Raw genomic sequence first — 21303 nt, 5'->3', positions numbered from 1 at the left:
GTCTCTATAAAAGTCTCTACTGAGTACACAAAAAATATTATGATATTGTAACGAAAATTTAAGAGTCAGATATGAGAAGTTTTATTCTAATCGCGTTAATTGTCGCATTTAATGCTTTAAGTACAGTTCAGGCAAATGAAGAGAGTAACGGAACGTCGGAGTTATTTACCATTATTGAATCCTTCGATCCTGAGATCGATGCGTCGGGTAATGTCGTCGAAACTCCCAATCTAGACACTAAGATTCGTCAAGGTATGCGAGACCTTTTGGTTCGAGTGACGGGAGACGGCGGGATTTTACAGGCCGACGTCGGCCGCGATTTGATCGGTCAGGCCAAAGCCTGGTTGAGCAGTTACCATTTTGCACCGCGCAAAGAGGAAGGGGTGGTCATCGGTCAAAATCTGGTATTGGAATTCGACCGCCAGCGTTTGTTGGAAAAATTTCAGCGTAGCAGTATTTTAGTTTGGCCGAGCTCGGAACGTCCGATGACGCTGGTTTTGGGGACGCTGCGCGAAGCCGGTTCCTCTTTAAAACTGAATCCCGAGGCTTTGAGTTATCGTCCAGATATCGAATTTCGAGGTTACCCACGTTTGTTGGCGTTGCCTTTATTATTCCCGTCTACAGCCGATTGGCTTTATCCCCAAGCAGGACGTGTCTCCGAACAACAAGTTCAGCAGCGTTTAAGCCAATTTGCCAGTCAGTATTTATTGTTGTTTGAATTGAGTGTTCTTCCTAACCGCAATTACGAATTGGTTTGGCGGGTTTACGATCGAAACGGTGCTGAATTTCTGAGCGGAAACAGTCAGGGTGACCGTGTTCAGCCGTTGATGAATGCCATGTTCGACCGCATGATGGCGAGTTACTCTTACGAATACCGTCAAAGTGCCAGTATGGTGGGGCTGGCAACGCTTGGTATAAACCAGGTCGCCGATGCTCAGCAGTTGGTCGACGTAGAAAATTATTTAAATGCACAGAAGCCGGCGATTCATAAGGTGTTTTTACAGGAAATTAAAGGCAGCCGTGCAGAATTTGAAGTCGTTTACCAAGGGCGCTATGATGATGTGTTGCAAATCTTTCAGCGGATCGACGGCAGCACTTTAGAGTCCGAAAGCGGACTTACCGGAAAAGTGGAAATGAAATTGCAGGGACTGGCGCAGAGGCCGGAAACGCAATTAATTGATTTATCAAAAGAATATGAAGCCAATTTACGAGAGGGGCAATAAGTGTTTGTACAGATGCCTTTGAAAATTGGTCTACGGGATGATGCCTGTTTTGAGACTTTTGTCACCGAGCAGGAGTCTTTGGCGGTTGCTTTGAATTCGTTGCAATCGGCGCTTAAACAGCCGAAAGGTAACGCCTTTTATCTGTATGCGGAAAGCGGCGCGGGTAAAACGCATTTATTGCAGGCGGCTTGTCGTTACGTCACTGAAAAGGGGCAGGCCAGTGTGTACTTACCGATGAACGATGCCGGTTTGCCGTTGATTCCCGATGTGTTGATCGGACTTGAGCAAACGCCGTTGGTTTGTTTGGACGACATGGAACATATTATCGGCAATCCTAAATGGGAGCAGGCGCTGGCGAATTTGCTGACCAAGTCGAGCGTGCAGGGACACAATGTGATCTTGGCCGGAGAACATTCGGTGGTCGATTGGTCGCTGGTAACGCCTGAATTGACCAAAGCACTGATGAATGTATTGCCGATTAAACTTTCGGCCTTGCATGAAAAAGAAGAAGTCATTATGGCATTGCAACGTCACGCCAAACGTCTCGGCTTCGAGCTTCCGGTTGAAGTCGGAAACTATTTGATCAAGCAATTCTCGAATGATCTTCAGGAATTGTTGGCGGTATTGAAAATGTTGGAGCAGGCGACGTTGGTCGAGAAACGCCGCTTGACCTTGCCTTTTGTGAAAAAGGTCTTGGGACATGCCTAACCAAATAATTAAGTTTTAAATCTGTTTTTAACCTACCTGAATCGGGTATTTAAAGTGGAACGGACTTGTCTAAAAGGCCGTTCAACTATCAAGAATTATTAAAAGGATTTTGAATGAAATCACGTTTTTTAAACATGAGTAATCAGATTTTGACATTGAAGAAATTTCTGCGGGTTGCCGCGGCAGCCAGTTTGTTAAGCATCGCTTCCAGCGCGTTTGCGGAACCTCCTGGCAAACCGATCGAATTCGTCGATTTGGACGGCAAGCCTTCACAGCTTTCCGACTATAAAGGAAAGTGGGTTATCGTGAATTTATGGGCAACTTGGTGTCCGCCGTGTTTGGTGGAAATTCCGGATTTGGTCATGTTTCATGAGGCACATAAGGACAAGGATGCTATCGTCATCGGAGTGAATTATGAAGATAACGATCCAGCCAAGGTCAAGGCGTTTGCCGAATCTCAGATGATCAACTATGACATTGTGCGTTTCAAACAGAAAATCGACGGCAGAACTTCGCCGTTAGGCAAGTTGCAAGGGTTGCCGACCACTTATATGGTTGCACCGGACGGTACGGTGGTTGCTGCAAGAACCGGGATGGTCGATCAGAAAATGCTGGAAGAATTTATTCAGCGTTTCGGTGAGATGACGAAAAAATAGTCGGTCGAATTTTCGGAAAGGGCCAATGCCTTTAGGTGAAAAACCAGCATGAGGATAATAAAAATGAAAAAAAGGATTTTAACCGCTTTAGCGTTAAGTGTTTGGATGCTAAGTTCGCCTAGTTGGGCGAAAGAGAGTAACTTCTTTGACGAGTCTTTCGGGAATTATAAGGAAGAGTTGGAGGTTGCCAAGGAAGCGGGTAAAAAAGGTATTTTTATGTTTTTTGAAATGGACGAGTGTCCGTTTTGTCACCGCATGAAAACGACCATCATGACCGAGCCGGATGTGATTAAACTGTTTAAAGAAAACTTTTTAACCTTTAAGGTCGATATCGAAGGCAGTAACGAAGTTACCGATTTTGACGGCACCGTGTCGACTTCACAGCATATGTCGGAAAAGAAATACCGCGTTCGAGCTACGCCGGTGATGATGATTTTCGATCTGGAAGGCAAGCCGATTCTGAAATATACCGGTCCGACCCGCACCAAAGAAGAATTCAAGTGGTTGGCCGAATACGTGATTAGCGGCGCTTATAAAGAGATGCCGTTTACTAAATACAAACGTGAACAGAAGCGAGCGAACCGTGACTAAACAGACCTTCTCCGGATTATCCGTGGTGCCGGCCAAAAGCGGTTTGCGTCGGATCGGTTTGGCGTTGGCACTGTGTTTCGGCACTTCCGCTCAGGCCGAATTACCGAATCCGCTGACGTTGGATTATGTCTTGTCGACACCGGTTGCGGAACTGCCTCAAATGAGTCTTCAGCAAGCGAAGCTGAATAAGTTGCAATCCCAAATGGAATCTCAGGATTCCAAAGACGGTTTACAGTTAAATCTAGTCGGTCGATTGGCGTGGAGAGACTATGCCGAGAAAACCGAAGATTTTCATTTAGCCGCTATTCACGCCAATCAGACGTTGTATGATTTTGATCGCAACCAGAATTTGACCGACGCGCTCAAGGCCCGTTCGGATGCTGAAAATATTCTTTATACGGATGCCGAACAACAGCTTAAGTTGCAGTTGATGCAGGGATTTTTCAATGTGTTGTTGGCGGATTTTCAGTACCGGATCGATAACGAAGATATGGCGGTTGCGTATGTGGCGCTGGATAAAGCCAAAGACCGCCTGGAACTCAAACGCATTTCGGACGTCGATTATCTGAAGATCGAAAACGATTACGAAAAAATCTTGGTTAAACGTAAGCGTGCCGAATTCAATCAATTAAAAACCCGTATTGAATTAGCCAATCTTTTGGGGCAACCGGAAGCACGTCCGGACGAACTAACGTTTCCCAAATTGGAAGACTACGCCAAACGTAAAGCGGACGACACAAAATTGGAAGAACTGCAGCAGCAGGCGTTAGAGCAAAACACTCAGGTGAATGCGCTTAAACAGCAGTTGCAGGCAGCACAATTGACGTTGCAAAGCCAACAAGCCGGAAACAAACCTCATATCAGTTTAGACGCCTGGGCGGGTAAATTGTCCAGTTATCCCGAGATTCGCGAAGGTAACTGGAATATCGGCATCATGTTGGATATGCCGTTGTACGACGGCGGTCTGATTTCGGCCAAGGTCAGTGAGGCAAAAGCGGATATTCAAGCGGTACAGGCAAAGCTGCGCTTGCTTGAACAGAATTTGCGTGACGAAGTGGCGGATCTGTATTTTCAGTTGAAAATGTTGCAAGCGGAAAAGAACCAGAACCAAATTTTCGGCGATTATGCCGACCTGTACTTGGATTACAGCCGTGCCTTGTATGAAAACGAAACCGCAACCGATTTGGGCGATTCGATGGTACGTCTTTCCGAAGCCAACTACGAACAAGTCGCCTGGAAGTTTAAACAAGCGCTTCTATGGGCCAAACTGGATTATTTAATGGGTAAAGAGGTGTTTTCTGCCGCCGGAAATGCGGAACCGATGACCCAACCTGAGAACGCCTCTTCTGAGCCAATGCAAGGAAACCAATCATGAAATTTACGATGAATCGAAAGCCTGTTTACACTTTATTGGGTTCGGTGATGTTCAGCGGCCTGATGGCTTTGGCGCCGACAAACGCTTTTGCAACGAATGTAACCATCGGCGCTTTGGTCAGCGGACAAGTGACTAAGATGAACGTTGAGGAAGGTCAGCAAGTTAAGGCCGGCACGGTTTTAATGGAGATCGATCAACAGCGCTATTGGGCGAAGCTCGCATATTTAAAAGCGGATGTCTCCGCAAAAAAAGTGCAGTTTGAAGATGCAAAGGTTGAGTTGGATCAAGCGATGGATTTATTTGATCGCACCGTAACCGCCAAGCGTACTTTGGATGCGGCCCAGTTGCAGCATGATATGGCCAAAGCTAACTTGGATAAAGCCAAGGCGGAATTATCGATGGCGCAGGCGTGGAGTCGTTACTATAAAATCACCGCACCGTTTGAGGCCAAAGTGGTGAAAATTCATGCGCCTTTGGGTTCGACCGTGTATAAAGAGAATAACCCTTTAATTGAGTTGCAAACGCAGTAAACCGAACAAGTTGTGAATAAGTGTTCAGGTGCTTTACACTTGTGCTCGATAAGACGAAAAAGAAATAGAAAAGAGACGAATTGATGTTATCAACCCGAATTCAGTATGCATTGAAATATTGGCGTCTAGCCATTCATTTAGTGTTTAAAACCAAACATTTTGGCGTGAACAATCTATGGTGGTCGTCACAGCCGTCGGCAATCGGTTGGCATTGGTATCAAATAGTATGGGGTGTGATTACGGTTATGCCGATCGTGCGTAATTATCAATCCTTGAAAGTTAGAAGCTGTCTTGGGTGGTTGCCCGAAGCGGAATGTTTGGCTTTAGGTTTCAAACCTAAAGGGTAACAGAGAAGGATTTTATTGTGAGTCAGTCCGCCAGCGAACAGCGCCAGTCATCCCGTTTTTCACGTCAGTTTCTCGTGACGGATTACGAAGATATTGAATTTACGGTGCCTTTTGAGGGCTTTGACGTTAACTTGACCGGCTTGAGTTTCTGGGTCGACGAACAGGATTTATTTTATCCTCAGCAGTTGTTGAGCTTAAGGGTCAAAAATCTCGAAACCGACGAGGTCTATGGACTTGAAGCGGTTGAAGTCATTCATCTCCGCGAACATCAGGGGCGGTTTATTTGCGGCTGTCACATCACTCATGTTACTAGCCCGCAATTACTTGCACACCATCGTATTGTCACTTCCGATGCCAAAGACGCGTTTATTTCCATGGCGGCCAGCCAGGTTTCGGAATTCAATTTTGTTGAAGACGGTTCGCCGATATCGAATGACCAAGCCGATTATCAGCAGGCCGGTATGGCCTTGAATCTGGCCGTATCCCAAATGCATTCCGGACATCGTAAAGGGCAAGCGCTTTTGGCGCAGATTCAAGAATCGTTGGATCAAATCACGGAGCCGGTGTTAAAAGAGCAGTTGAAAAACCGGATCGAAGCGTTTTCGAATTCTTATCAAACCATGACCGAAAGTACGATTGCGTTGGGTATGCTGGCTAAATTGTTGGCGCATACGCCGGACCAATCCGAAGATAAGCAGGCTTGGAAGACCATGATCGCCGATTATGAGAACCGCTTTTTGACCGAAGAGCAACAGATCGCCTATGACTTTATGCACCAAGGATTGAATGCGGAAGAGGCATTGGAAATCGCTGAAAAGTTTATCGAAAACGAGTGATTAAATTCGGTCTGTACAGAATCGACTGTATCTAACCCTGTTGAAAATGTCGTGTTATTTTTAAACACTTTTTCGCAGGTGTTTTATAAAAATCTTGTAAACCAATCCCTTGCCGCCAAGGCAGCTTGTTCGAGCGTACCGGGTTCTTCAAACAGATGGGTGGCGCCTTCGATCGTTTTCAATTCGCATTGGTTTTTCATGGCTTGCTGGGCTTTCAGGTTTAGCTGCATGACTTCATGATCGAATCCGCCGACAATCAGCAGAGTTGGTGCTAAAACATCGGGCAGGGCTTCCATTGCCAGATCCGGTCTTCCTCCGCGCGAAACCACACACTCCACTTCATTTGGTCTGGCCTTGGCGGCATTTAGGGCGGCAGCGGCTCCGGTACTGGCACCGAATAACCCGATTGAAAGCTTGCTCAATTGAGGGTGCTCGCTTAACCAGTCTACCGTAGCGATTGTTCGTTGGCTTAATAACTCAATATCAAAACGGTATTCTCGGGTGAATTCGTCGATCTGGTTCTCCTCAGGCGTCAGCAGATCGAACTGCAAAGTCACTAGACCGATATCGTTAAGCAACTCCGCCACGTAATGATTGCGCGGACTGAAACGGCTGCTGCCGCTGCCGTGGACAAATACCACCAATCCTCCGGCATTTTTAGGAATGGTCAGAATGCCTTCCAGTTGTACGTTTCCGGCATCGATCAAGATAGTTTGTGGTGTATCCATAAGCATAGGCCTTAGGTGAATCATGATTGCCAAGCCTGCAAGAGTAACGAGGTCACTTCTTCGTCGCTCACTTGGGAAAAGTCGTCGTACCACTGTCCGATTGAAGAAAAATAATGCGGTTGAACCGGGCAGATTACTTCGTCCACTTTTTGGCGTAATTCATAAATGGTATCCGGCGGTGCGACCGGAACGGCGACGGTGACGGTTTGCGGATTTTGCTGGCGTACGGCATCAATCGCCGCATGCATGGTCGAACCGGTCGCCAGTCCGTCGTCGACTAGAATCACGTTTTTGCCGCTTAAATCGGGATGGGGGCGCTGCCCTCGGTAGGCTTGTTCGCGTCGTTGTAATTCCTGGCGTTCTCGGACTTCCACGGCTTCAATATCCGCTTCGCTGATGGCGTAGCTACGAATGACTTGTGAGTTAAGTACTCTGATTCCGCCGCTGGCAATCGCGCCCATCGCTAATTCGGGAAAGCCGGGTGTACCGAGTTTTCTGACTAGGAGAAGGTCGAGGGGGGCGTTTAATTTCCGTGCAATTTCATAGGCGACGGGAACCCCGCCGCGAGGAAGTGCCAGCACAATGAGGTTCTCGCGCCTGAACAAATCCCGCATTTCGTCTGCAAGTTCTTTTCCGGCAACGGTTCGATTGGGAATTGGGGTTTGCATCACACATCCTTGTTATTGCATTGGTGTAAATCCGAATCAAATTAAAGCTTAAAAATGGCTTGGAATTATGTCAATAAAATTAAGGATAAAATGTAAGGTTAATGCAAATTTATTGTTTTAAATCAACAAATAACCTGGGGTTTAAGCTTAAAGATACATTGCCCGATTGTCGTTTAAATTTAGCCAGCCGCGTACGACACGGTAGATCATCCAGACGAAGTTAATCATGAGTACGAAATAGCCGACGCCAATCGGACTGGTTATGATGCCGATGGTCAGCCACAACATTCCGAACCAGAAAGTGCGAATCTGCCAACGAAAGTGGCTGGCGATCCAAGTGTCTCGCACATCGTCGCGTTTAACGTAGTTGATGATGACGGCGATTACAAAGGTAATGACGGTGATAAAACTGAAGGCTTGCAGAATGTAGACGACCAGCGCTACGTTTTTAGCGGATTCTTCTTGTTCCGTGGCAACCGAATTGATCGGGTTTGGATTGTTTTCTGAATTCATGACGTCTTCCCGGCGGTTTCTTGTAGACAGGTTTGGCTTAAGCAATCAATGGCGGATTTAGTATACAAAATCCGCCATTGAATTGGCTAGCAATACCCTTGAATACCCTTTGGATAAAATAGGGTTACTCATGACGTAAAGCGACGATCGGATCCAGTCTGGCCGCTTTTCGTGCAGGGAAATAGCCGAAAATTACACCGATAAGTGCAGAAAAGGCGAAAGCCAATAGAATGACTAGCGGATTGAAGACCAAAGGAATCGACATAATAATCGAAAGCAGGTAAGAAGCGACGACCGCGAGTAATACGCCGAAAAAACCACCGAAAGACGAGAGTACGATCGACTCGACCAGGAACTGTAAAAGAACTTCTTTTTCCAAAGCGCCGATCGCCAGACGAATCCCGATTTCCCGGGTACGCTCCGTCACCGATACCAACATGATGTTCATGATGCCGATGCCGCCAACCAATAAGCTGACGGCCGCCACCGCACCCAATAACATTGTCAGCACCTTGGTGATGTTGCTCAGCATGCTGGCGATTTCCTTCATATCGGTGACCGAGAAGTTATTGTCTTCGTTATCCGACAGGTGACGGCGTTCGCGCAGTAATTTTTCAATTTTGGTTTTATAAGCCGTTGTGTCCAAGCCTTCTTGAATGGCGACCTGAATACGACCGACATCGGTATTGCCGCTGATTCGACGCTGGAACGTTTTTAACGGCATAAGAATCAGATCGTCCTGATCCGAACCGAAAGAACTTTGGCCTTTGGATTCCAATACACCGATTACCTGACACGCCATTTTGTTAAAACGGATTTTGCTGCCGACCGGATTTTCCGTGCCGAAGAGTTCTTTTTGGACGGTGGTTCCGATCACGCATAAGGCTCTTCCCGAGCGTTCTTCTGCATCGGTGAAAACACGGCCTAAATGCGGTTCCCATTCACGGATAGTGAAATATTTCGTCGTGGTTCCGTGTACCGTAGTCGACCAGTTATTGTTTCCGAAGACAGCAGTCGCAGCCGAACTGGAGATCGGGGCGGCGGCTTTGACACCGCGAACGTCGCGTTCGATCGCAAGCGCGTCATCCAGTTTAAAAGCCGCTGCCGAACTGCGTACGCCCATGCTCATACGTTGGCCGGGATGGACGCTTAATAGGTTGGTTCCTAAGCTGGCGACATCTTGTGTAACCTGTAAGGTTGCGCCGCTCCCCAAGGTGACCATGGTAATGACGGAGGCGACCCCGATGACGATACCCAGAACGGTGAGAAACGAACGCATCAAATTACGGCGGATTTCTCGAATGGCGAGTGTTAAGGCGTTCCAGATCATGAGTTTGCCTCCTGTTCCGTAACGATTTGACCGTCTTTAAATAGGATGCGGCGGTGTGCGTAAGCAGCCATGTCCTCTTCATGGGTTACCATGATGACGGTGATGCCTTGTTTCTGGTTAAGTTCGGAAAGAATTTCCATGATTTCAATTGAACGAGCAGTGTCCAGGTTTCCGGTCGGTTCGTCCGCTAATAGGACCTTGGGTTGAGTGACGATTGCGCGGGCGATTGCCACACGCTGTTGTTGTCCACCGGAAAGTTCCCCGGGGGTATGATCGACATAGTCTTCCAAACCGACGGTTTTCAGGGCATCCATTGCCGCTTGATGACGTTCTTTGGCGGACATTCCCCGGTAAATCAACGGTAACTCGACATTTTCCAATGCCGAGGTACGGTTGAGCAGATTAAACCCCTGAAAGACGAATCCGAGATAGTAACGGCGTAGCAGTGCCCGTTGTTGAGTACTCATCTGTTCAACCGGTAAGCCGTCAAATAGATATTCTCCGGAAGTCGGTGTATCCAGACAACCTAAGATATTCAGTGATGTCGACTTTCCGGAACCGGAATGTCCCATGATGGCGATAAATTCACCTTCCTGAATCTTTAGATCAATTCCTTTAAGTACCGTGGATTGAGCCATGCCGGTACCGTAAGTTTTGACGATTTGACGGAATTCAATTAACGGATGACTCATTATTTTTTCTCGTTAACGGTGTCGACAATGAGATCTTGCCCCAGTTCAAGTCCGCTCAAAACCTGAGTGTTGACGCCGTCGGTCAAACCGACTTCGACGTCAATCATGACCGGTTGGTTGTTTTCCAAAATCCATACATGCGGGGTCGTGCTATTGTTGGCTTTTTTCTTTTTGACGGCACGGGGCGGTCTAGGAATAAGTTGGCTGATCACGCTACGCGACGATTGGCTGCTGGAAGCAGGGGGTTCGAAGCGTAAGGCCGCATTGGGTATCAATAGCGCATCTTTTACGCCGGCGATGGTAATGTCGGCGGTAGACGTCATTCCCGGACGCAGTCTGCCGTCGGGGTTCTGCACGCTTAAACGCGCTTGGTAGGTGACCACGCCGTCGACGGTTTCGGAAGCCAAGTGGACTTTGGTGATGGTGGCCGAAAAGGTTTCGTCGGGATAAGCATCTACCGTAAAGGTCGCGTGTTGTCCGGCTTGAACCGAACCGATATCTGCTTCGTCAATGTCCAATAGAAGCTCCATTTCGGTCAGGTTTCTCGCCAGAGTAAATAGTACCGGTGCCTGCAAAGACGCCGCTACGGTTTGTCCTGGATCGATTTCGCGCGATAAGACCACACCGTCAAACGGCGAGTGTATGGTCGCTTTACGAAGTTTATCCTGTTGCAGCGCCAATGCAGCTTCCATTTGCAACAGTTGTGCCTTGCTGGATTCCAAGTCTGCCGACGCTCTCAAATAGGCGGATTTGACGGTGTTTAACTCTTCTTCGGAGACGTATTTGCTCGGGAGCAGTTTCTTTTTACGTTCGTAGGTAGTTTTGGTTTCCGAAAGACTGATTTGCGCCTGCTTAACCTGTGCTTTGGAAACGGCCACATTCGCAATTGCCTGTTGGACTTGGGCTTCCAACGTTGTCGTGTCGAGTTTTAATAGAACCTGTCCGGTTTTAACCAAGTCGTTTTCTTCCACCATGACTTCTTTGACCGTTCCCGAGGTTTCCGAACTCATCTCGACGCTGTCCAGTGGCTGCAAAGTGCCCGTGGCGGTGACTTTTACCGTCAGATTGCCCTTAAAGCTTTCCTCGGTCTGATAACTGAAACCGCCGTTTCCACCATTTTGGGTTTTCATGAAATACCAAATGCCCGCACCCATGAGGGCAACGATAACCAATAACGTTAGCCAGCGTTTGCCGTGTGAAGCCGCAGGTGAGGTTTTGAGGATGTGATTTTTTAAATCGTTATCGGAAGGCGATGCGGCCATGTTGCTAATCCTTAAGGTACTAAATTAAGTAAGGTTAATCATAGCATGTAGATAAAAATGAGGTCTATAAGAAGTGTAACCAGAATTACTTTATTTGATTAGGATCAAAAAAATAACAGACTGTTAGCCGGTTTACCTATATTTGAAAGAATGGAGGAGTGGTTGAGCCGTGAAGATTTCGATTTTAAGTTGGCTCACCCGCAGAACCTCTGCGGGTGAGACGGTGGTGGAAGGGAGCCGGAGCGTTTGTTTTGTATGCGAAATTGTTAAGCGTTACGTTTACGGCGTGCGCGGCGTGCTTTTTTATCGGCTTCGCGTGCTTTTTTCTTCTCTTCCTTTTGCTGGCGAATAATTTCCACCTGCTTGAGTTCCTGTTCCATCATCTCCGGAGTTTCCAGCGTGATGCCGCCTAGTTTGCTGTCGCGGTATTCCATGATCAGAATGCGCGAAATTTTATCCAGATCGACTATCCCGCCGGAACGTAGGCAGCCGCGTTTTCGGCCGATGGTTTCGAGGAAATCGATGTCGCTGTGCGGTAGTTCGTCCAGCTCGAACCGTTCTTTAAGCTGTTCAGGATAGGCCTGCATCAGATACTCCGCCGCATAGGAAGCGATATCGGGCAATTCAAACGCCGTTTCCTTGATACCGCCGGTAATCGCAAGACGGTAACCGCTGTTTTCGTTTTCAATGTTAGGCCACAACATACCCGGAGTGTCGATCAGAGTGATGTTCTCTTCCAGTTTGATGCGCTGCTGGTTTTTGGTTACCGCCGGTTCGTTACCGGTTTTGGCGATAGTGCGTCCGGTGATGTTATTTATCAACGTGGATTTACCGACATTGGGAATACCGATAATCAAAGCGTGAATGGTTTTGACCGTATTGGCTTTCTCCGGCGCCATTTTTTTAATCAGGCTTAGAACCTGTTCACGCTTGTCGGACTGTTGGGCGTTGAACGCCAGAGTTTGTACGCTTTTTTCGCGTTCCAGATATTCCTGCCAAGCTTGAGTCTTTAGAGGGTCAGCCAAATCGGTCTTGTTTAGGATTTTAATGGTCGGTTTGTCTTTACGGATTTCTTCAATCAGCGGGTTTTGGCTGCTGAACGGAATGCGGGCATCCAGCACTTCGATAAATACATCAACCTGGTTGAAGATTTCGCGAACTTCTTTCTGGGCTTTATGCATATGCCCCGGATACCATTGAATTCCCATAATTTTTTCCTTAAACGTTAGATGGAGGGATTATAGCGTTTTCGGCGGATTTTATCTTTCTAATTGGGGTTTAAGGTTGAGTAAGGGATTTAAATAATAAAAAATTGAATAACTAATGTAGAGTTTTTTGTATAACTAATGTTTAATGTTAACTGAATCGTTTTAATTCCTGGTATTTCACTAGGTTTATAGAATTGGTTCGTGAGGTAAGGTCTTCAACAACAGTTTTCGTTTTATTACGTTCGCTCAAGGAGAAAGGCCCATGACAACAGTATCGAGTTTACAGCCTAAGATTTTAGATCAATCGGAATCACCTAAAACAAAAGGGCGAAACGCGACATCCTATTCGGGTAAGGTTGTCGAGTTTCACTCTAAAGAGGTGGATATGATGCCCGGGGATTGGGCAGAGGCGGGAAATCCGTCGCCTTACGAACTAAGGGTGACTTTGCATACCTGCAAACGCCTTTGGAAGCTTAATCAGGATGCACTGGCGCATCCCGATTGCGACCGAGAAATCACACAGGAAAACATTAAGGTTCTGGAAAAACTGTACATTATCTTGATGGATTATTTAGTCGAATAAATCCTGTTGTAACCCACGTTGCCCCTGCCGTTCCGGCAGGGCCTAAAAGACCGTTTATATAACCGACGGTTAAGTCTGATTATCTTATTATTCAATCTCTTATCCGTGTTTTCGGATCCTGCCGATAAAACAGTTCGAGTTGTTCGTATACTTTCGGAAATTGCTGATGCAGTTTGTTGGGAGCGGTAAAAAAATATTCGCTGCATACCGCAAAGAATTCTGCGGCCGACGTCGCGGCGTAAGCGTTGATGGCCGGATTATGATGTCGTTCCAATTGATTCTGTAAGTGATCGAAGGCTTCGCTGAAGGCCTTGGTCCATTCCTGTCGAATCATATTGGTGTGCAGGGGCGGCATGCCGTTAGTCGAGCCGTTTAGCATATCGAGTTTATGGGCGAACTCATGTACCACGACATTGTGTCCGTGGCGATGATGGTATAGGTCGGCCTCGGCCGTATCCCAGGAAATAATCACCGGTCCTTTCGACCATGCTTCGCCGCCGAGAAATTGTTCTTGATGCGTCACCAGACCGATGGAGTCGGTAATGTTGCGATTGGTCTTGAATGCTGCGGGATAGATGATAATGTCGGTCCAGCCGTCGTAATATCCCAACCCCAAGTTCAAGATAGGTAAGCAGGCTTGGGCGGCAAGGAGGGTTGCCATTTGGTGAGTCAGTTCCATTTCCCGCGTCGCAACGAAATTCTTTTGATGCAAAAACAGCGTACTTAATTCCCGCAAGTGCGCTTTTTCAACCGAAGTCAGGTTTTTAAACAGGTGTCCTTGTTGCAACAAGGTATGCCAAATATCGTGGGGAATCGGGTGTCGGTTCAAGATATAGAGCGTACGCAGATGTTTAAACCATTTCATCGTTCATTCTCGGCTGGACTAAGCGGGTGGGGCGGAAACAATGACATGGTTTAACATCAACCTTCAAAGAATAGAATTTTTTAAACCTTAATCTTAGGTCGCTTAACGGCAGTAAGCAAATGCTATTTCGCTTTGCTTGATTGTTTGCGGCAAAACGAACATGATAGTCGGCAAGATTAGTTGAAGGGGATAGAGCATGGCTTCCGGAATTTTTGTCATACTGGACGATATTGCAACGCTGTTTGACGATGCGGCGACTATGACCAAAGTGGCCGCCAAGAAAACCGCCGGCGTATTGGGTGACGATCTGGCGGTCGGAGCCGAAAAAGCTTCCGGCTTCAAAGCTTCCAGAGAATTGCCGGTTTTATGGGCGATTACCAAAGGTTCGTTTAAAAACAAACTGATTATCTTACCCGTCGCTTTTTTATTAAGCGCCTTTGCCCCCTGGTTAATCGTGCCTATCTTGCTATTGGGAGGCATCTATCTGAGTTTCGAAGGTGCCGAAAAAATCTACGAATTCCTGTTCCATAAAACATCTGAATCAAAACCGGTTGCCGAAACCGAAGAGAGCAAAGCGGCGATTCTTGAAGAAGAAAAGCGTAAGATCAAATCCGCCATCTTGATGGATTTTATTTTATCCATCGAAATCGTGATTCTGGCTTTAAGCGCTGTGGCCGAGCAAACGTTGCCGATTCAAATCGTGGCCGTCACGGTGGTCGCTTTTCTTGCTACGGTAGGGGTTTACGGAATTGTCGCCTTGTTGGTAAGAATGGACGATGCAGGGCTGTATTTGATGGAAGTCGCCGAGAATTTGAAAGGTTTTAAACGCACGTTGACTGAAAAGACTGGAAGAGGGTTGGTTCTGGCGTTACCAAAAGTGATTCGTCTGCTTTCTATTGTGGGAACGCTTGCCATGCTGCTGGTCGGCGGAGGCATCTTTGTTCATAATTTGGACTCTGTACACCACGCGGTCGATTTCATGCCGACGATCATTGCCGAATTGTTGATCGGATTGGTTGTTGGCGTCATTGCGTTAGTCATTGAGAAGTTTGTTCATGCGGTTTTTGCGAAGAAAACCGAGTGAATATGGCTTTGAGTTAAAAAATAAGTGTACAAAAAAGCGGCCATATAGGCCGCTTTTTTGTATTAGTTAGACGTTATTCCATCTCTTCTTCAATGGCTTCGGTTCTTTTCTGGCGATTTCCGGGTTTGGCCAGAATTTCCAAGTAGAAGCTTTCCAGATTATCCGCTTCGGCCTGGTTGATCGATTTGTCGATTTCGGCGACATGGATCATGACGCTGTTTTCCTGATCGGCACCGAATTTACAGTCGAAATCCCAGAAGTCTGCTCCTTGAGGTAGCGGCTTGTTGCGCTCTCTTTTAATGTATTTTTTGACTTCGTGTTTAATGGCTTCAACCAGTCTGGCAGGGGCAATTTTTTCGTGGGTTAATTTAAAGGTTTTTTTCATTGGAATCTCGAATAAGGTGGGCAAAAGCCGATGTGAGAAAAGTAATGCTGAAATTATAAGTTATTTTGTGAAACTGCATCGATTTTCCGTGCATCAGAGGAACGCCAAATTTTGGGGCCTTCGATTTGGCTTTTTAGGGTGCCTATTCGCCGAAATGGCGTTTTTTAATCCACAACAGATGGTAGCCGTGAACGGTTTTGATTGGGCCGACGACGGTTTCCAGCGGTGCTTCGAAAATGGCCTTTTCCAGTTCGGTGACGATGACGCCCGGTTTGGTCAGCCCGAGATCGCCGCCAATTTTGGCAGACGGGCAAATAGAGTGTTGCTTTGCCATTTGCATGAATTCTTCTAACGAATGAATCTGCGGTTTCAGTTCCAAACAGGCCTGTTCGGTTTCCAGCAAAATGTGATGGGCTTTAGCGCGTGAATCTGGATGAAGCATAGCGTCGTCTTTTTTATGGTTGTGTTTCTAGCGCCTAATTAAAGCATAAATTGGTTTAAAACGTCTAAAGTCCGTATGTCATGATTTAGGGTTTGTCATTTGGATTTTGGTTGGATAGGGTAGAATAGCGGCAAATTTTTAGAAGAGTGGAAATCATGGCGGGAAACCTATTTGACCAGCTTAAGAAAGCGGGCTTAATTAATGAGCAGAAAGCTAAGCAGGTGAAGAAAGAGAAGTATCAACAGACTAAGCAGAAAAAAGGCAAGAAGGGCGGAAGTGCAGAAAGTGATGCGGCGAAATTAGCTGCCGAGGCTGCACAGCAGAAAGCCGAGCGTGACCGTCAGTTGAATTTGGAGCGCCAGCAAGCGCAAGAGAAAAAAGCGGAACAAGCCGCATTACGCCAATTGATTGAGTCTAATCGAATCAACGGTTACGAAGGCGATGTGACCTATAACTTTGCGGATGATGGCAAGGTGAAAAGCTTACAGGTGAATAAACAGACCCGCCAAAAACTGGTTGCGGGCGATGTTCGGATCGCACGATTCAACGGTGGTTACGTGTTGCTTTCGCTGGAAGCGGCTGAAAAGGTGGAACAACGCGATACGGCCGTATTGATACCTTTCGGTGATAAGGATGATTCTATGTCCGAAGAAGATCGAGAGTATTACGCTAAGTTTGAAATTCCTGACGATTTAATGTGGTAGAAACGTTTGTTTCATACGAATTTGAATCATTTTGAAAGCCGTTTTTTGTTTTGCTTTGTATTTCTAAATATGTCTTAATTGAAACCTGTTCGTCGAAATTATTTTATGCAGAATCCATAAAATTGAGTAAGCGGTCTTGCGGAACCAGAGTGTTTGGAAGATAGTTTCGCAAGATGGAAACGATTCAATCTCGAGTGGTTCAATCACCTCTACAGGTCCTTGACCACGGTCAATGAGGGCATCAACATGAAACGATTCATGATTTCTTTAGCGTTAGCCGCCGCGAGCACTACGGCTTCTTTGAGTACGTCGGCATCCGCTGCCGACGTCGGGGTGACCATCACCGTCGGCCAGCCCGGTTTCTACGGGGTGATCCAATTGGGTGATTACCCGTACCGGCCGCGATTGGTCTATGATCATCCCATTATGATAGAGCATTCCCCGCACCGCCTCCCGCCGCTGTATCTACACGTACCGCCGGGGCACATCAAGCACTGGCGAATGCATTGTAGGGAATACAATGCCTGTGGTCGACGAGTCTTTTTTGTGGACGATAATTGGTATAACCATGAGTATGTGCCTCACTATCAGCAAAGACATCGCGATCGCCGCGAAGAACAGTATCAATATGAGAACCGCAAGCACTTTGATAAACACCAACAGCGCTATGATCCTCGTTATGAGAACGATAAAAGAGATCGCAGGGATTATGACGATAGAAAGTATCGAGACGATGACCGCGACAAAAAAGATCGTGATAAGGGACGTGATAAAGATCGCGACCGTTATGAGGATCGACGCGATTAATGTTAATCAAGGGGTTCTTAAGGATTTAACTCTTTAGAGCCTTAAAGTTTTAACGCCATTCGTTTCAGATTGATTCGTTTGCACCTTGATCTTGAGGTGAGCGCTATTAGAAACGGATGGCTCATATCGATGCTCTGAAATAGTCAGGGCATTTTTTGTTTTTATTGATTTCAGGTTTTCTAATCAATTTTAAAACCGGGTTTAAAGCCACATTTAATACGCTTAACGTTTTTCCTTTTTTCTTTCAGTAAAGCTTCAATTTGGGTTTAACCCGCTTTTCAATAAATCCGGTCAGCATAATCCAAAACGTTTTCCATGGACCGTGAAGCGTCAATTGATGTTGGCGGTATAGACTGGCGTAAATCCATTGTGCAATTGTTCCTTCGACTTTCCAGTTTTTCTTGAAAATTTCGTCCAGCAGACTGCCTAACGTTTGGAATCGGCTCAATGAAATGAGGGTGCCGTGGTCGTGGTATTGAAAAGTTCTTAAAGGTTTTCCGTTAAAAATCGTTTCTATATTGTGTGCGCAGACTTCCGCCATTTGATGAGCCGCCTGCGCGGTTGCCGGAACAGGTTTGGATGTGACTGCATCTATGAGAGCTGCGCAGTCGCCGATGGCGTAAATGTTCTCTTCCTCTTTAACTTGCAGCGTCGGGGTGATTTCAATCTGATTGATTCTGTTGGTCGGCAAATCGAGTTCGGAAAGGAATTTGGGCGCCTTAACTCCTGCCGCCCAGACGATTAAGTCGGCATCGAAAACCTCGTTGTCGGTGGTTATCTTATTGGCACTTACACCCTTGACTGCCGTGTTTGTGAGTACTTTGACACCTAAATCGGTCAAAGTACGTTCCGCTTTGGCGGACAGGTTTTCCGGCATGAATGGCAGGATTCGTCCCGTCGCTTCAATGAGTGTGATATTAAGGCTTTGGTGGTGAATTTGGTGGATTCCGAATTGTTCCAGGCGATCTACGGCATTATAGAGTTCCGCAGCCAGTTCAACGCCGGTCGCGCCACCGCCGACGATGGAGATTTGCACTTTCTCGTTTTCATGCGCTTCTTCGGAGTATTTCAGAAAGCGGTTTAGGAACGAGAGGTGAAAATCCTCGGCTTCCTCCGACGTGTCCAGAGTAAAGCAATTCTCTCGAACCCCCTCTAATCCGAAGTCGTTGCAGCGTGCACCGATGGCGATCACCAGAAAATCGTAAGGCAGGGTGCGTTCTCCTAAGAGTTCTTTGCCGTGATGATCGAGCAGGGGAGCAAGGGTAATGGTTTGGGCGTTTTTGTCCAGACTTTGAAAAGCACCCATACGAAAATAGTAATGATTTTCTGCCGAATGAGCGCGGTAACTGAGGGCTTCACGGCCGGTATCTAACGAACCGGAGGCGACTTCGTGCAGTAGGGGTTTCCAAAGATGGATGCGGTTCGGGTCGATGAGAGTGATTCGGGCAAGCTGTTTTTTACCGAGCGCATGACCGAGCCGGGTGGCAAGTTCAAGTCCGCCGGCGCCGCCGCCTACAATTACGATGTCCGGGCATTTTGTGCAATCGGGTAGAATCATGAATCACTCCTTTCCGTAAAACGGGATCGAGTTGTTCAAAGGCTTTCATGTCACTCACTAAAGTTTAGTGTAATTCAAAGAAGTGAGATATCCCAGTCTAACTGATTAATTTTTAAATGTTTTTTGGTTTTATCTTTGTACTGTTGTGTACGGGTTTAATACAGCCCGTTTAGTTAAATGAAAGCGTGAACGCCTACGATGAGATTTAGCGGTCAGGTTACTTGTTTTAAACAGGTCGTAATGCGGTTCTCGGATCGGAAAACGGCAAGTTGAGCGCCTCGGCCACCGATTGATTGGTGACTTGTCCTTGAAATACATTCAACCCTTGTAGGAACCCTTCGTCGTCAAGCAGAGCCTGTTTGTAACCCTTATTGGCGAGGTTAAGAATATAAGGCAGGGTGGCATTGTTAAGCGCAAAGGCCGATGTGGTTGGAACGGCACCGGGCATGTTGGTCACGCAGTAATGCACGACGCCGTCGACGATATAGGTCGGGTTCTCATGAGACGTTGGACGGGAGGTTTCCGTGCAGCCGCCCTGGTCGATCGCCACGTCCACAATCACCGAACCGGGCTTCATCTTTTTGATGTGTTCGGCGGTCACCAATTTAGGCGCGCTTGCTCCGGGAATTAGTACCGCACCAATGACAACGTCGGCTTCCAGAACATGTTTCTCCAGGGATTCGGCCGTGGAATAGATGGTTTTGATGCTGTTGCCGAATTGCATTTCTATCAGGCGCAACGCATCGAGATTGCGATCTAATACTACTGTTTCAGCCCCTAAGCCGACGGCGACCTGCACGGCATTGCGACCGACCGTACCGCCGCCGATTACGACGACTTTGGCCGTTTCAACTCCGGTCACGCCCGCGAGTAGAACACCGCGTCCGCCGTACATTTTTTGTAAAAAGTGCGCGCCAACCTGTACCGACATACGTCCGGCAACTTCGGACATCGGCGCCAGAAGCGGCAAACCGCCGTGATTGTCTTTAACGGTTTCATAGGCAATGCAGATTGCTTTGCTGTTAATCAGATCTTGGGTTTGGGCGAGGTCGGGAGCTAGATGTAGATAGGTGAATAAAATCTGTCCTTCGCGAAGCATGGCGCGTTCCTGTGCAAGCGGTTCTTTGACTTTAATTATCATGTCCGCACGCTTGAAAATATCGGCGGCATCGACAACGATTTCCGCACCGGCCTGCCGGTAATCTTCATCGCTGAAACCGATTCCGTCCGCGGCATGGGTTTCCACCAGCACTTGATGGTTATGCTTAACCAATTCACGCACATTGGCGGGAATCATTCCGACACGGTATTCGTTGTTTTTGATTTCTTTAGGTACGCCGATAATCATCGTTCAATCCTCTTTGATTAAAACGTTTACCGAAAATTCGTGTATCAGAACTTAGTGTATCTTAATTCCACATAGGAATCAGTAGATTGATTTAGGACTCTGTTAAGTGCGGTTTTCAATGTTTATGAAACGGTAATGGGGGGAATTCCCATTGATTTTGTTGTGAAATTTTCAAGATAGAGGAGTAAAGTATAAGTCAGTCAGTAACAGAATCCGCATCACCGCTGGATGCGCTTAAGTGATTGCTTAAGGAGTTGCACGCTATGAAGCGAATCGCACGACCGTCTATTTTAACACTGTTGCTAACGGCAACCGTTTTTATGCTGTATTACGTTACTTCCTATTCTGCACAGGCCGGAATCGGTTCGGTCGTGCAACTTTCCATTAATGACGCCATCGGACCTGCAACGGACGACTATATCGAACGCGCCTTGAAAGGGGCGGAAAAAACCGGTTCGGAGTTGATTGTCATCCAAATGGATACGCCGGGTGGGCTTGATTCCGCGATGCGCAGCATTATCAAGAACATCGCCAACTCCACTATTCCCGTCGCTACATTCGTTGCACCGACCGGTGCCCGTGCCGCCAGTGCCGGAACCTATATCCTTTATGCCAGTCATATCGCCGCTATGGCACCAGGAACGAATCTTGGTGCGGCGACCCCTGTACAAATAGGCGGCGTTTTCCCTCCGGATCCAACCAAAATTGATAAAAGCAAACCGGACGAGGGTAACAATAAAGGTAATTCACCGCAGAATGTCGAGGATGCACACAAAAGTAAGGCGATTAACGATGCGGTCGCCTATATTAGGGGATTGGCAAAACTGCACGGCCGTAATGCCGAATGGGCCGAGCAGGCG

At 47.1% G+C, this 21303-nt stretch carries 25 protein-coding genes and 1 pseudogene; 13 read left to right on the top strand and 13 right to left on the bottom strand.

All coding sequences use genetic code 11. The features are described from left to right. Positions 1-71 precede the first annotated feature (71 nt). From ABY044_RS09810 to ABY044_RS09775, 8 genes are all read left to right on the top strand, one after another. Positions 72-1223 (top strand): DUF2066 domain-containing protein, encoded by a 1152-nt coding sequence (locus ABY044_RS09810; protein ID WP_373020294.1) that lies wholly within the window; start codon positions 72-74, stop codon positions 1221-1223. Further along, the gene (hda, locus tag ABY044_RS09805; RefSeq protein WP_373020292.1) at positions 1224-1931 is read left to right on the top strand and encodes a DnaA regulatory inactivator Hda; all 708 of its coding nucleotides are present in this window, start codon (positions 1224-1226) and stop codon (positions 1929-1931) included. 113 nt (positions 1932-2044) lie between these two features. Further along, entirely contained in the window at positions 2045-2587 is a 543-nt protein-coding gene (locus tag ABY044_RS09800) for a TlpA disulfide reductase family protein (RefSeq protein ID WP_373020290.1), read from the top strand. 63 nt (positions 2588-2650) lie between these two features. Then, positions 2651-3178, top strand: a complete 528-nt coding sequence (locus ABY044_RS09795; protein ID WP_373020289.1) for a thioredoxin family protein — start codon at positions 2651-2653, stop codon at positions 3176-3178. Continuing rightward, positions 3171-4553 carry a TolC family protein gene (locus tag ABY044_RS09790; protein WP_373020288.1) on the top strand — a complete coding sequence of 461 codons (1383 nt, stop codon included), beginning with the start codon at positions 3171-3173 and terminating at the stop codon, positions 4551-4553. The genes ABY044_RS09795 and ABY044_RS09790 overlap by 8 nt, the downstream gene beginning before the upstream one ends. Further along, a complete protein-coding gene (locus ABY044_RS09785) occupies positions 4550-5083 on the top strand; it encodes an efflux RND transporter periplasmic adaptor subunit (protein ID WP_373020287.1) in 534 nt (177 codons plus the stop codon). Before ABY044_RS09790 ends, ABY044_RS09785 begins: the two co-directional genes overlap by 4 nt. Before the next feature lie 83 nt (positions 5084-5166). After that, positions 5167-5430, top strand: a complete 264-nt coding sequence (locus ABY044_RS09780; RefSeq protein ID WP_373020286.1) for a hypothetical protein — start codon at positions 5167-5169, stop codon at positions 5428-5430. A 17-nt stretch (positions 5431-5447) separates the two neighbouring features. Then, positions 5448-6266: a PilZ domain-containing protein gene (locus ABY044_RS09775; RefSeq protein WP_373020284.1), complete on the top strand. Its 819-nt coding sequence runs from the start codon at positions 5448-5450 to the stop codon at positions 6264-6266. Between the two features lie 83 nt (positions 6267-6349). On the opposite strand, the gene ABY044_RS09770 is transcribed toward ABY044_RS09775, so the two are convergent. The 7 genes from ABY044_RS09770 to ylqF form a co-directional block, all read right to left on the bottom strand. Further along, the gene (locus tag ABY044_RS09770) at positions 6350-6994 is read right to left on the bottom strand and encodes a dienelactone hydrolase family protein (protein ID WP_373020282.1); all 645 of its coding nucleotides are present in this window, start codon (positions 6992-6994) and stop codon (positions 6350-6352) included. A 20-nt stretch (positions 6995-7014) separates the two neighbouring features. Continuing rightward, positions 7015-7662, bottom strand: coding sequence for a phosphoribosyltransferase (locus ABY044_RS09765; protein WP_373020280.1), 648 nt, complete (start codon positions 7660-7662; stop codon positions 7015-7017). A 147-nt stretch (positions 7663-7809) separates the two neighbouring features. Beyond that, positions 7810-8175: a DUF4870 family protein gene (locus ABY044_RS09760; RefSeq protein ID WP_373020278.1), complete on the bottom strand. Its 366-nt coding sequence runs from the start codon at positions 8173-8175 to the stop codon at positions 7810-7812. A 124-nt stretch (positions 8176-8299) separates the two neighbouring features. Continuing rightward, on the bottom strand, positions 8300-9505 hold the full coding sequence (locus ABY044_RS09755; RefSeq protein WP_373020277.1) for an ABC transporter permease: 1206 nt from the start codon (positions 9503-9505) through the stop codon (positions 8300-8302). After that, complete coding sequence (locus tag ABY044_RS09750) at positions 9502-10197, bottom strand: ABC transporter ATP-binding protein (protein WP_373020275.1); 696 nt, start codon at positions 10195-10197, stop codon at positions 9502-9504. Before ABY044_RS09750 ends, ABY044_RS09755 begins: the two co-directional genes overlap by 4 nt. Further along, a complete protein-coding gene (locus ABY044_RS09745; RefSeq protein ID WP_373020273.1) occupies positions 10197-11459 on the bottom strand; it encodes an efflux RND transporter periplasmic adaptor subunit in 1263 nt (420 codons plus the stop codon). Before ABY044_RS09745 ends, ABY044_RS09750 begins: the two co-directional genes overlap by 1 nt. Positions 11460-11725: 266 nt before the next feature. Continuing rightward, the gene (gene ylqF, locus ABY044_RS09740; RefSeq protein ID WP_373020271.1) at positions 11726-12667 is read right to left on the bottom strand and encodes a ribosome biogenesis GTPase YlqF; all 942 of its coding nucleotides are present in this window, start codon (positions 12665-12667) and stop codon (positions 11726-11728) included. Between the two features lie 262 nt (positions 12668-12929). Between ylqF and ABY044_RS09735 the strand changes: the two genes are divergently transcribed. After that, a complete protein-coding gene (locus tag ABY044_RS09735) occupies positions 12930-13250 on the top strand; it encodes a hypothetical protein (RefSeq protein WP_373020269.1) in 321 nt (106 codons plus the stop codon). Positions 13251-13341: 91 nt separating this feature from the next. Here ABY044_RS09735 and ABY044_RS09730 read toward each other — a convergent pair whose 3' ends face one another. After that, positions 13342-14115, bottom strand: coding sequence for a zinc-dependent peptidase (locus ABY044_RS09730; RefSeq protein WP_373020268.1), 774 nt, complete (start codon positions 14113-14115; stop codon positions 13342-13344). Between the two features lie 196 nt (positions 14116-14311). On the opposite strand from ABY044_RS09730, the gene ABY044_RS09725 reads away from it, so the two are divergent. Further along, the gene (locus ABY044_RS09725; protein WP_373020267.1) at positions 14312-15199 is read left to right on the top strand and encodes a DUF808 domain-containing protein; all 888 of its coding nucleotides are present in this window, start codon (positions 14312-14314) and stop codon (positions 15197-15199) included. Positions 15200-15272: 73 nt separating this feature from the next. Here the strand turns inward: ABY044_RS09725 and ABY044_RS09720 are convergent, their stop codons facing one another. Together ABY044_RS09720 and ABY044_RS09715 are read right to left on the bottom strand one after the other, a co-directional pair. Then, positions 15273-15584 (bottom strand): DUF6172 family protein, encoded by a 312-nt coding sequence (locus ABY044_RS09720; RefSeq protein WP_373020265.1) that lies wholly within the window; start codon positions 15582-15584, stop codon positions 15273-15275. 142 nt (positions 15585-15726) lie between these two features. Next, positions 15727-16026: a peptidylprolyl isomerase gene (locus ABY044_RS09715; RefSeq protein WP_373020263.1), complete on the bottom strand. Its 300-nt coding sequence runs from the start codon at positions 16024-16026 to the stop codon at positions 15727-15729. A 155-nt stretch (positions 16027-16181) separates the two neighbouring features. Here ABY044_RS09715 and ABY044_RS09710 point away from each other — a divergent pair, with 155 nt between their 5' ends. After that, a complete protein-coding gene (locus ABY044_RS09710) occupies positions 16182-16730 on the top strand; it encodes a DUF2058 domain-containing protein (RefSeq protein WP_373020261.1) in 549 nt (182 codons plus the stop codon). 209 nt (positions 16731-16939) lie between these two features. Here ABY044_RS09710 and ABY044_RS09705 read toward each other — a convergent pair whose 3' ends face one another. Beyond that, positions 16940-17071 (bottom strand): hypothetical protein, encoded by a 132-nt coding sequence (locus ABY044_RS09705; RefSeq protein WP_373020260.1) that lies wholly within the window; start codon positions 17069-17071, stop codon positions 16940-16942. A gap of 85 nt (positions 17072-17156) precedes the next feature. Between ABY044_RS09705 and ABY044_RS09700 the strand changes: the two genes are divergently transcribed. Further along, positions 17157-17537 (top strand): hypothetical protein, encoded by a 381-nt coding sequence (locus tag ABY044_RS09700; protein ID WP_373020259.1) that lies wholly within the window; start codon positions 17157-17159, stop codon positions 17535-17537. A 244-nt stretch (positions 17538-17781) separates the two neighbouring features. Here the strand turns inward: ABY044_RS09700 and ABY044_RS09695 are convergent, their stop codons facing one another. Next, positions 17782-19095, bottom strand: coding sequence for an NAD(P)/FAD-dependent oxidoreductase (locus tag ABY044_RS09695; protein ID WP_373020258.1), 1314 nt, complete (start codon positions 19093-19095; stop codon positions 17782-17784). Positions 19096-19321: 226 nt separating this feature from the next. Beyond that, positions 19322-20443 carry an alanine dehydrogenase gene (gene ald / locus ABY044_RS09690; protein WP_373020256.1) on the bottom strand — a complete coding sequence of 374 codons (1122 nt, stop codon included), beginning with the start codon at positions 20441-20443 and terminating at the stop codon, positions 19322-19324. Positions 20444-20706: 263 nt separating this feature from the next. Here ald and ABY044_RS09685 point away from each other — a divergent pair. After that, positions 20707-21303: pseudogene (locus tag ABY044_RS09685) on the top strand (hypothetical protein); the annotation flags it as partial.

The organism is Thiomicrorhabdus sp., assembly GCF_041583835.1.
GTDB lineage: Bacteria > Pseudomonadota > Gammaproteobacteria > Thiomicrospirales > Thiomicrospiraceae > Thiomicrorhabdus.
This window is presented reverse-complemented; position numbering and strand designations above follow the sequence as displayed.

Excerpts from the sequence above, each read along its gene's own strand:
- ABY044_RS09810 (WP_373020294.1), top strand. The coding sequence starts at position 72 with ATGAGAAGTTTTATTCTAATCGCGTTAATTGTCGCATTTAATGCTTTA.
- ABY044_RS09800 (WP_373020290.1), top strand. The coding sequence starts at position 2,045 with ATGAAATCACGTTTTTTAAACATGAGTAATCAGATTTTGACATTGAAG.
- ABY044_RS09795 (WP_373020289.1), top strand. The coding sequence starts at position 2,651 with ATGAAAAAAAGGATTTTAACCGCTTTAGCGTTAAGTGTTTGGATGCTA.
- ABY044_RS09785 (WP_373020287.1), top strand. The coding sequence starts at position 4,550 with ATGAAATTTACGATGAATCGAAAGCCTGTTTACACTTTATTGGGTTCG.
- ABY044_RS09780 (WP_373020286.1), top strand. The coding sequence starts at position 5,167 with ATGTTATCAACCCGAATTCAGTATGCATTGAAATATTGGCGTCTAGCC.
- ABY044_RS09770 (WP_373020282.1), bottom strand. The coding sequence starts at position 6,994 with ATGGATACACCACAAACTATCTTGATCGATGCCGGAAACGTACAACTG.
- ABY044_RS09765 (WP_373020280.1), bottom strand. The coding sequence starts at position 7,662 with ATGCAAACCCCAATTCCCAATCGAACCGTTGCCGGAAAAGAACTTGCA.
- ABY044_RS09760 (WP_373020278.1), bottom strand. The coding sequence starts at position 8,175 with ATGAATTCAGAAAACAATCCAAACCCGATCAATTCGGTTGCCACGGAA.
- ABY044_RS09755 (WP_373020277.1), bottom strand. The coding sequence starts at position 9,505 with ATGATCTGGAACGCCTTAACACTCGCCATTCGAGAAATCCGCCGTAAT.
- ABY044_RS09750 (WP_373020275.1), bottom strand. The coding sequence starts at position 10,197 with ATGAGTCATCCGTTAATTGAATTCCGTCAAATCGTCAAAACTTACGGT.
- ABY044_RS09745 (WP_373020273.1), bottom strand. The coding sequence starts at position 11,459 with ATGGCCGCATCGCCTTCCGATAACGATTTAAAAAATCACATCCTCAAA.
- ylqF (WP_373020271.1), bottom strand. The coding sequence starts at position 12,667 with ATGGGAATTCAATGGTATCCGGGGCATATGCATAAAGCCCAGAAAGAA.
- ABY044_RS09735 (WP_373020269.1), top strand. The coding sequence starts at position 12,930 with ATGACAACAGTATCGAGTTTACAGCCTAAGATTTTAGATCAATCGGAA.
- ABY044_RS09730 (WP_373020268.1), bottom strand. The coding sequence starts at position 14,115 with ATGAAATGGTTTAAACATCTGCGTACGCTCTATATCTTGAACCGACAC.
- ABY044_RS09725 (WP_373020267.1), top strand. The coding sequence starts at position 14,312 with ATGGCTTCCGGAATTTTTGTCATACTGGACGATATTGCAACGCTGTTT.
- ABY044_RS09720 (WP_373020265.1), bottom strand. The coding sequence starts at position 15,584 with ATGAAAAAAACCTTTAAATTAACCCACGAAAAAATTGCCCCTGCCAGA.
- ABY044_RS09715 (WP_373020263.1), bottom strand. The coding sequence starts at position 16,026 with ATGCTTCATCCAGATTCACGCGCTAAAGCCCATCACATTTTGCTGGAA.
- ABY044_RS09710 (WP_373020261.1), top strand. The coding sequence starts at position 16,182 with ATGGCGGGAAACCTATTTGACCAGCTTAAGAAAGCGGGCTTAATTAAT.
- ABY044_RS09705 (WP_373020260.1), bottom strand. The coding sequence starts at position 17,071 with ATGGTCACCCCGACGTCGGCAGCGGATGCCGACGTACTCAAAGAAGCC.
- ABY044_RS09700 (WP_373020259.1), top strand. The coding sequence starts at position 17,157 with ATGATAGAGCATTCCCCGCACCGCCTCCCGCCGCTGTATCTACACGTA.
- ABY044_RS09695 (WP_373020258.1), bottom strand. The coding sequence starts at position 19,095 with ATGATTCTACCCGATTGCACAAAATGCCCGGACATCGTAATTGTAGGC.
- ald (WP_373020256.1), bottom strand. The coding sequence starts at position 20,443 with ATGATTATCGGCGTACCTAAAGAAATCAAAAACAACGAATACCGTGTC.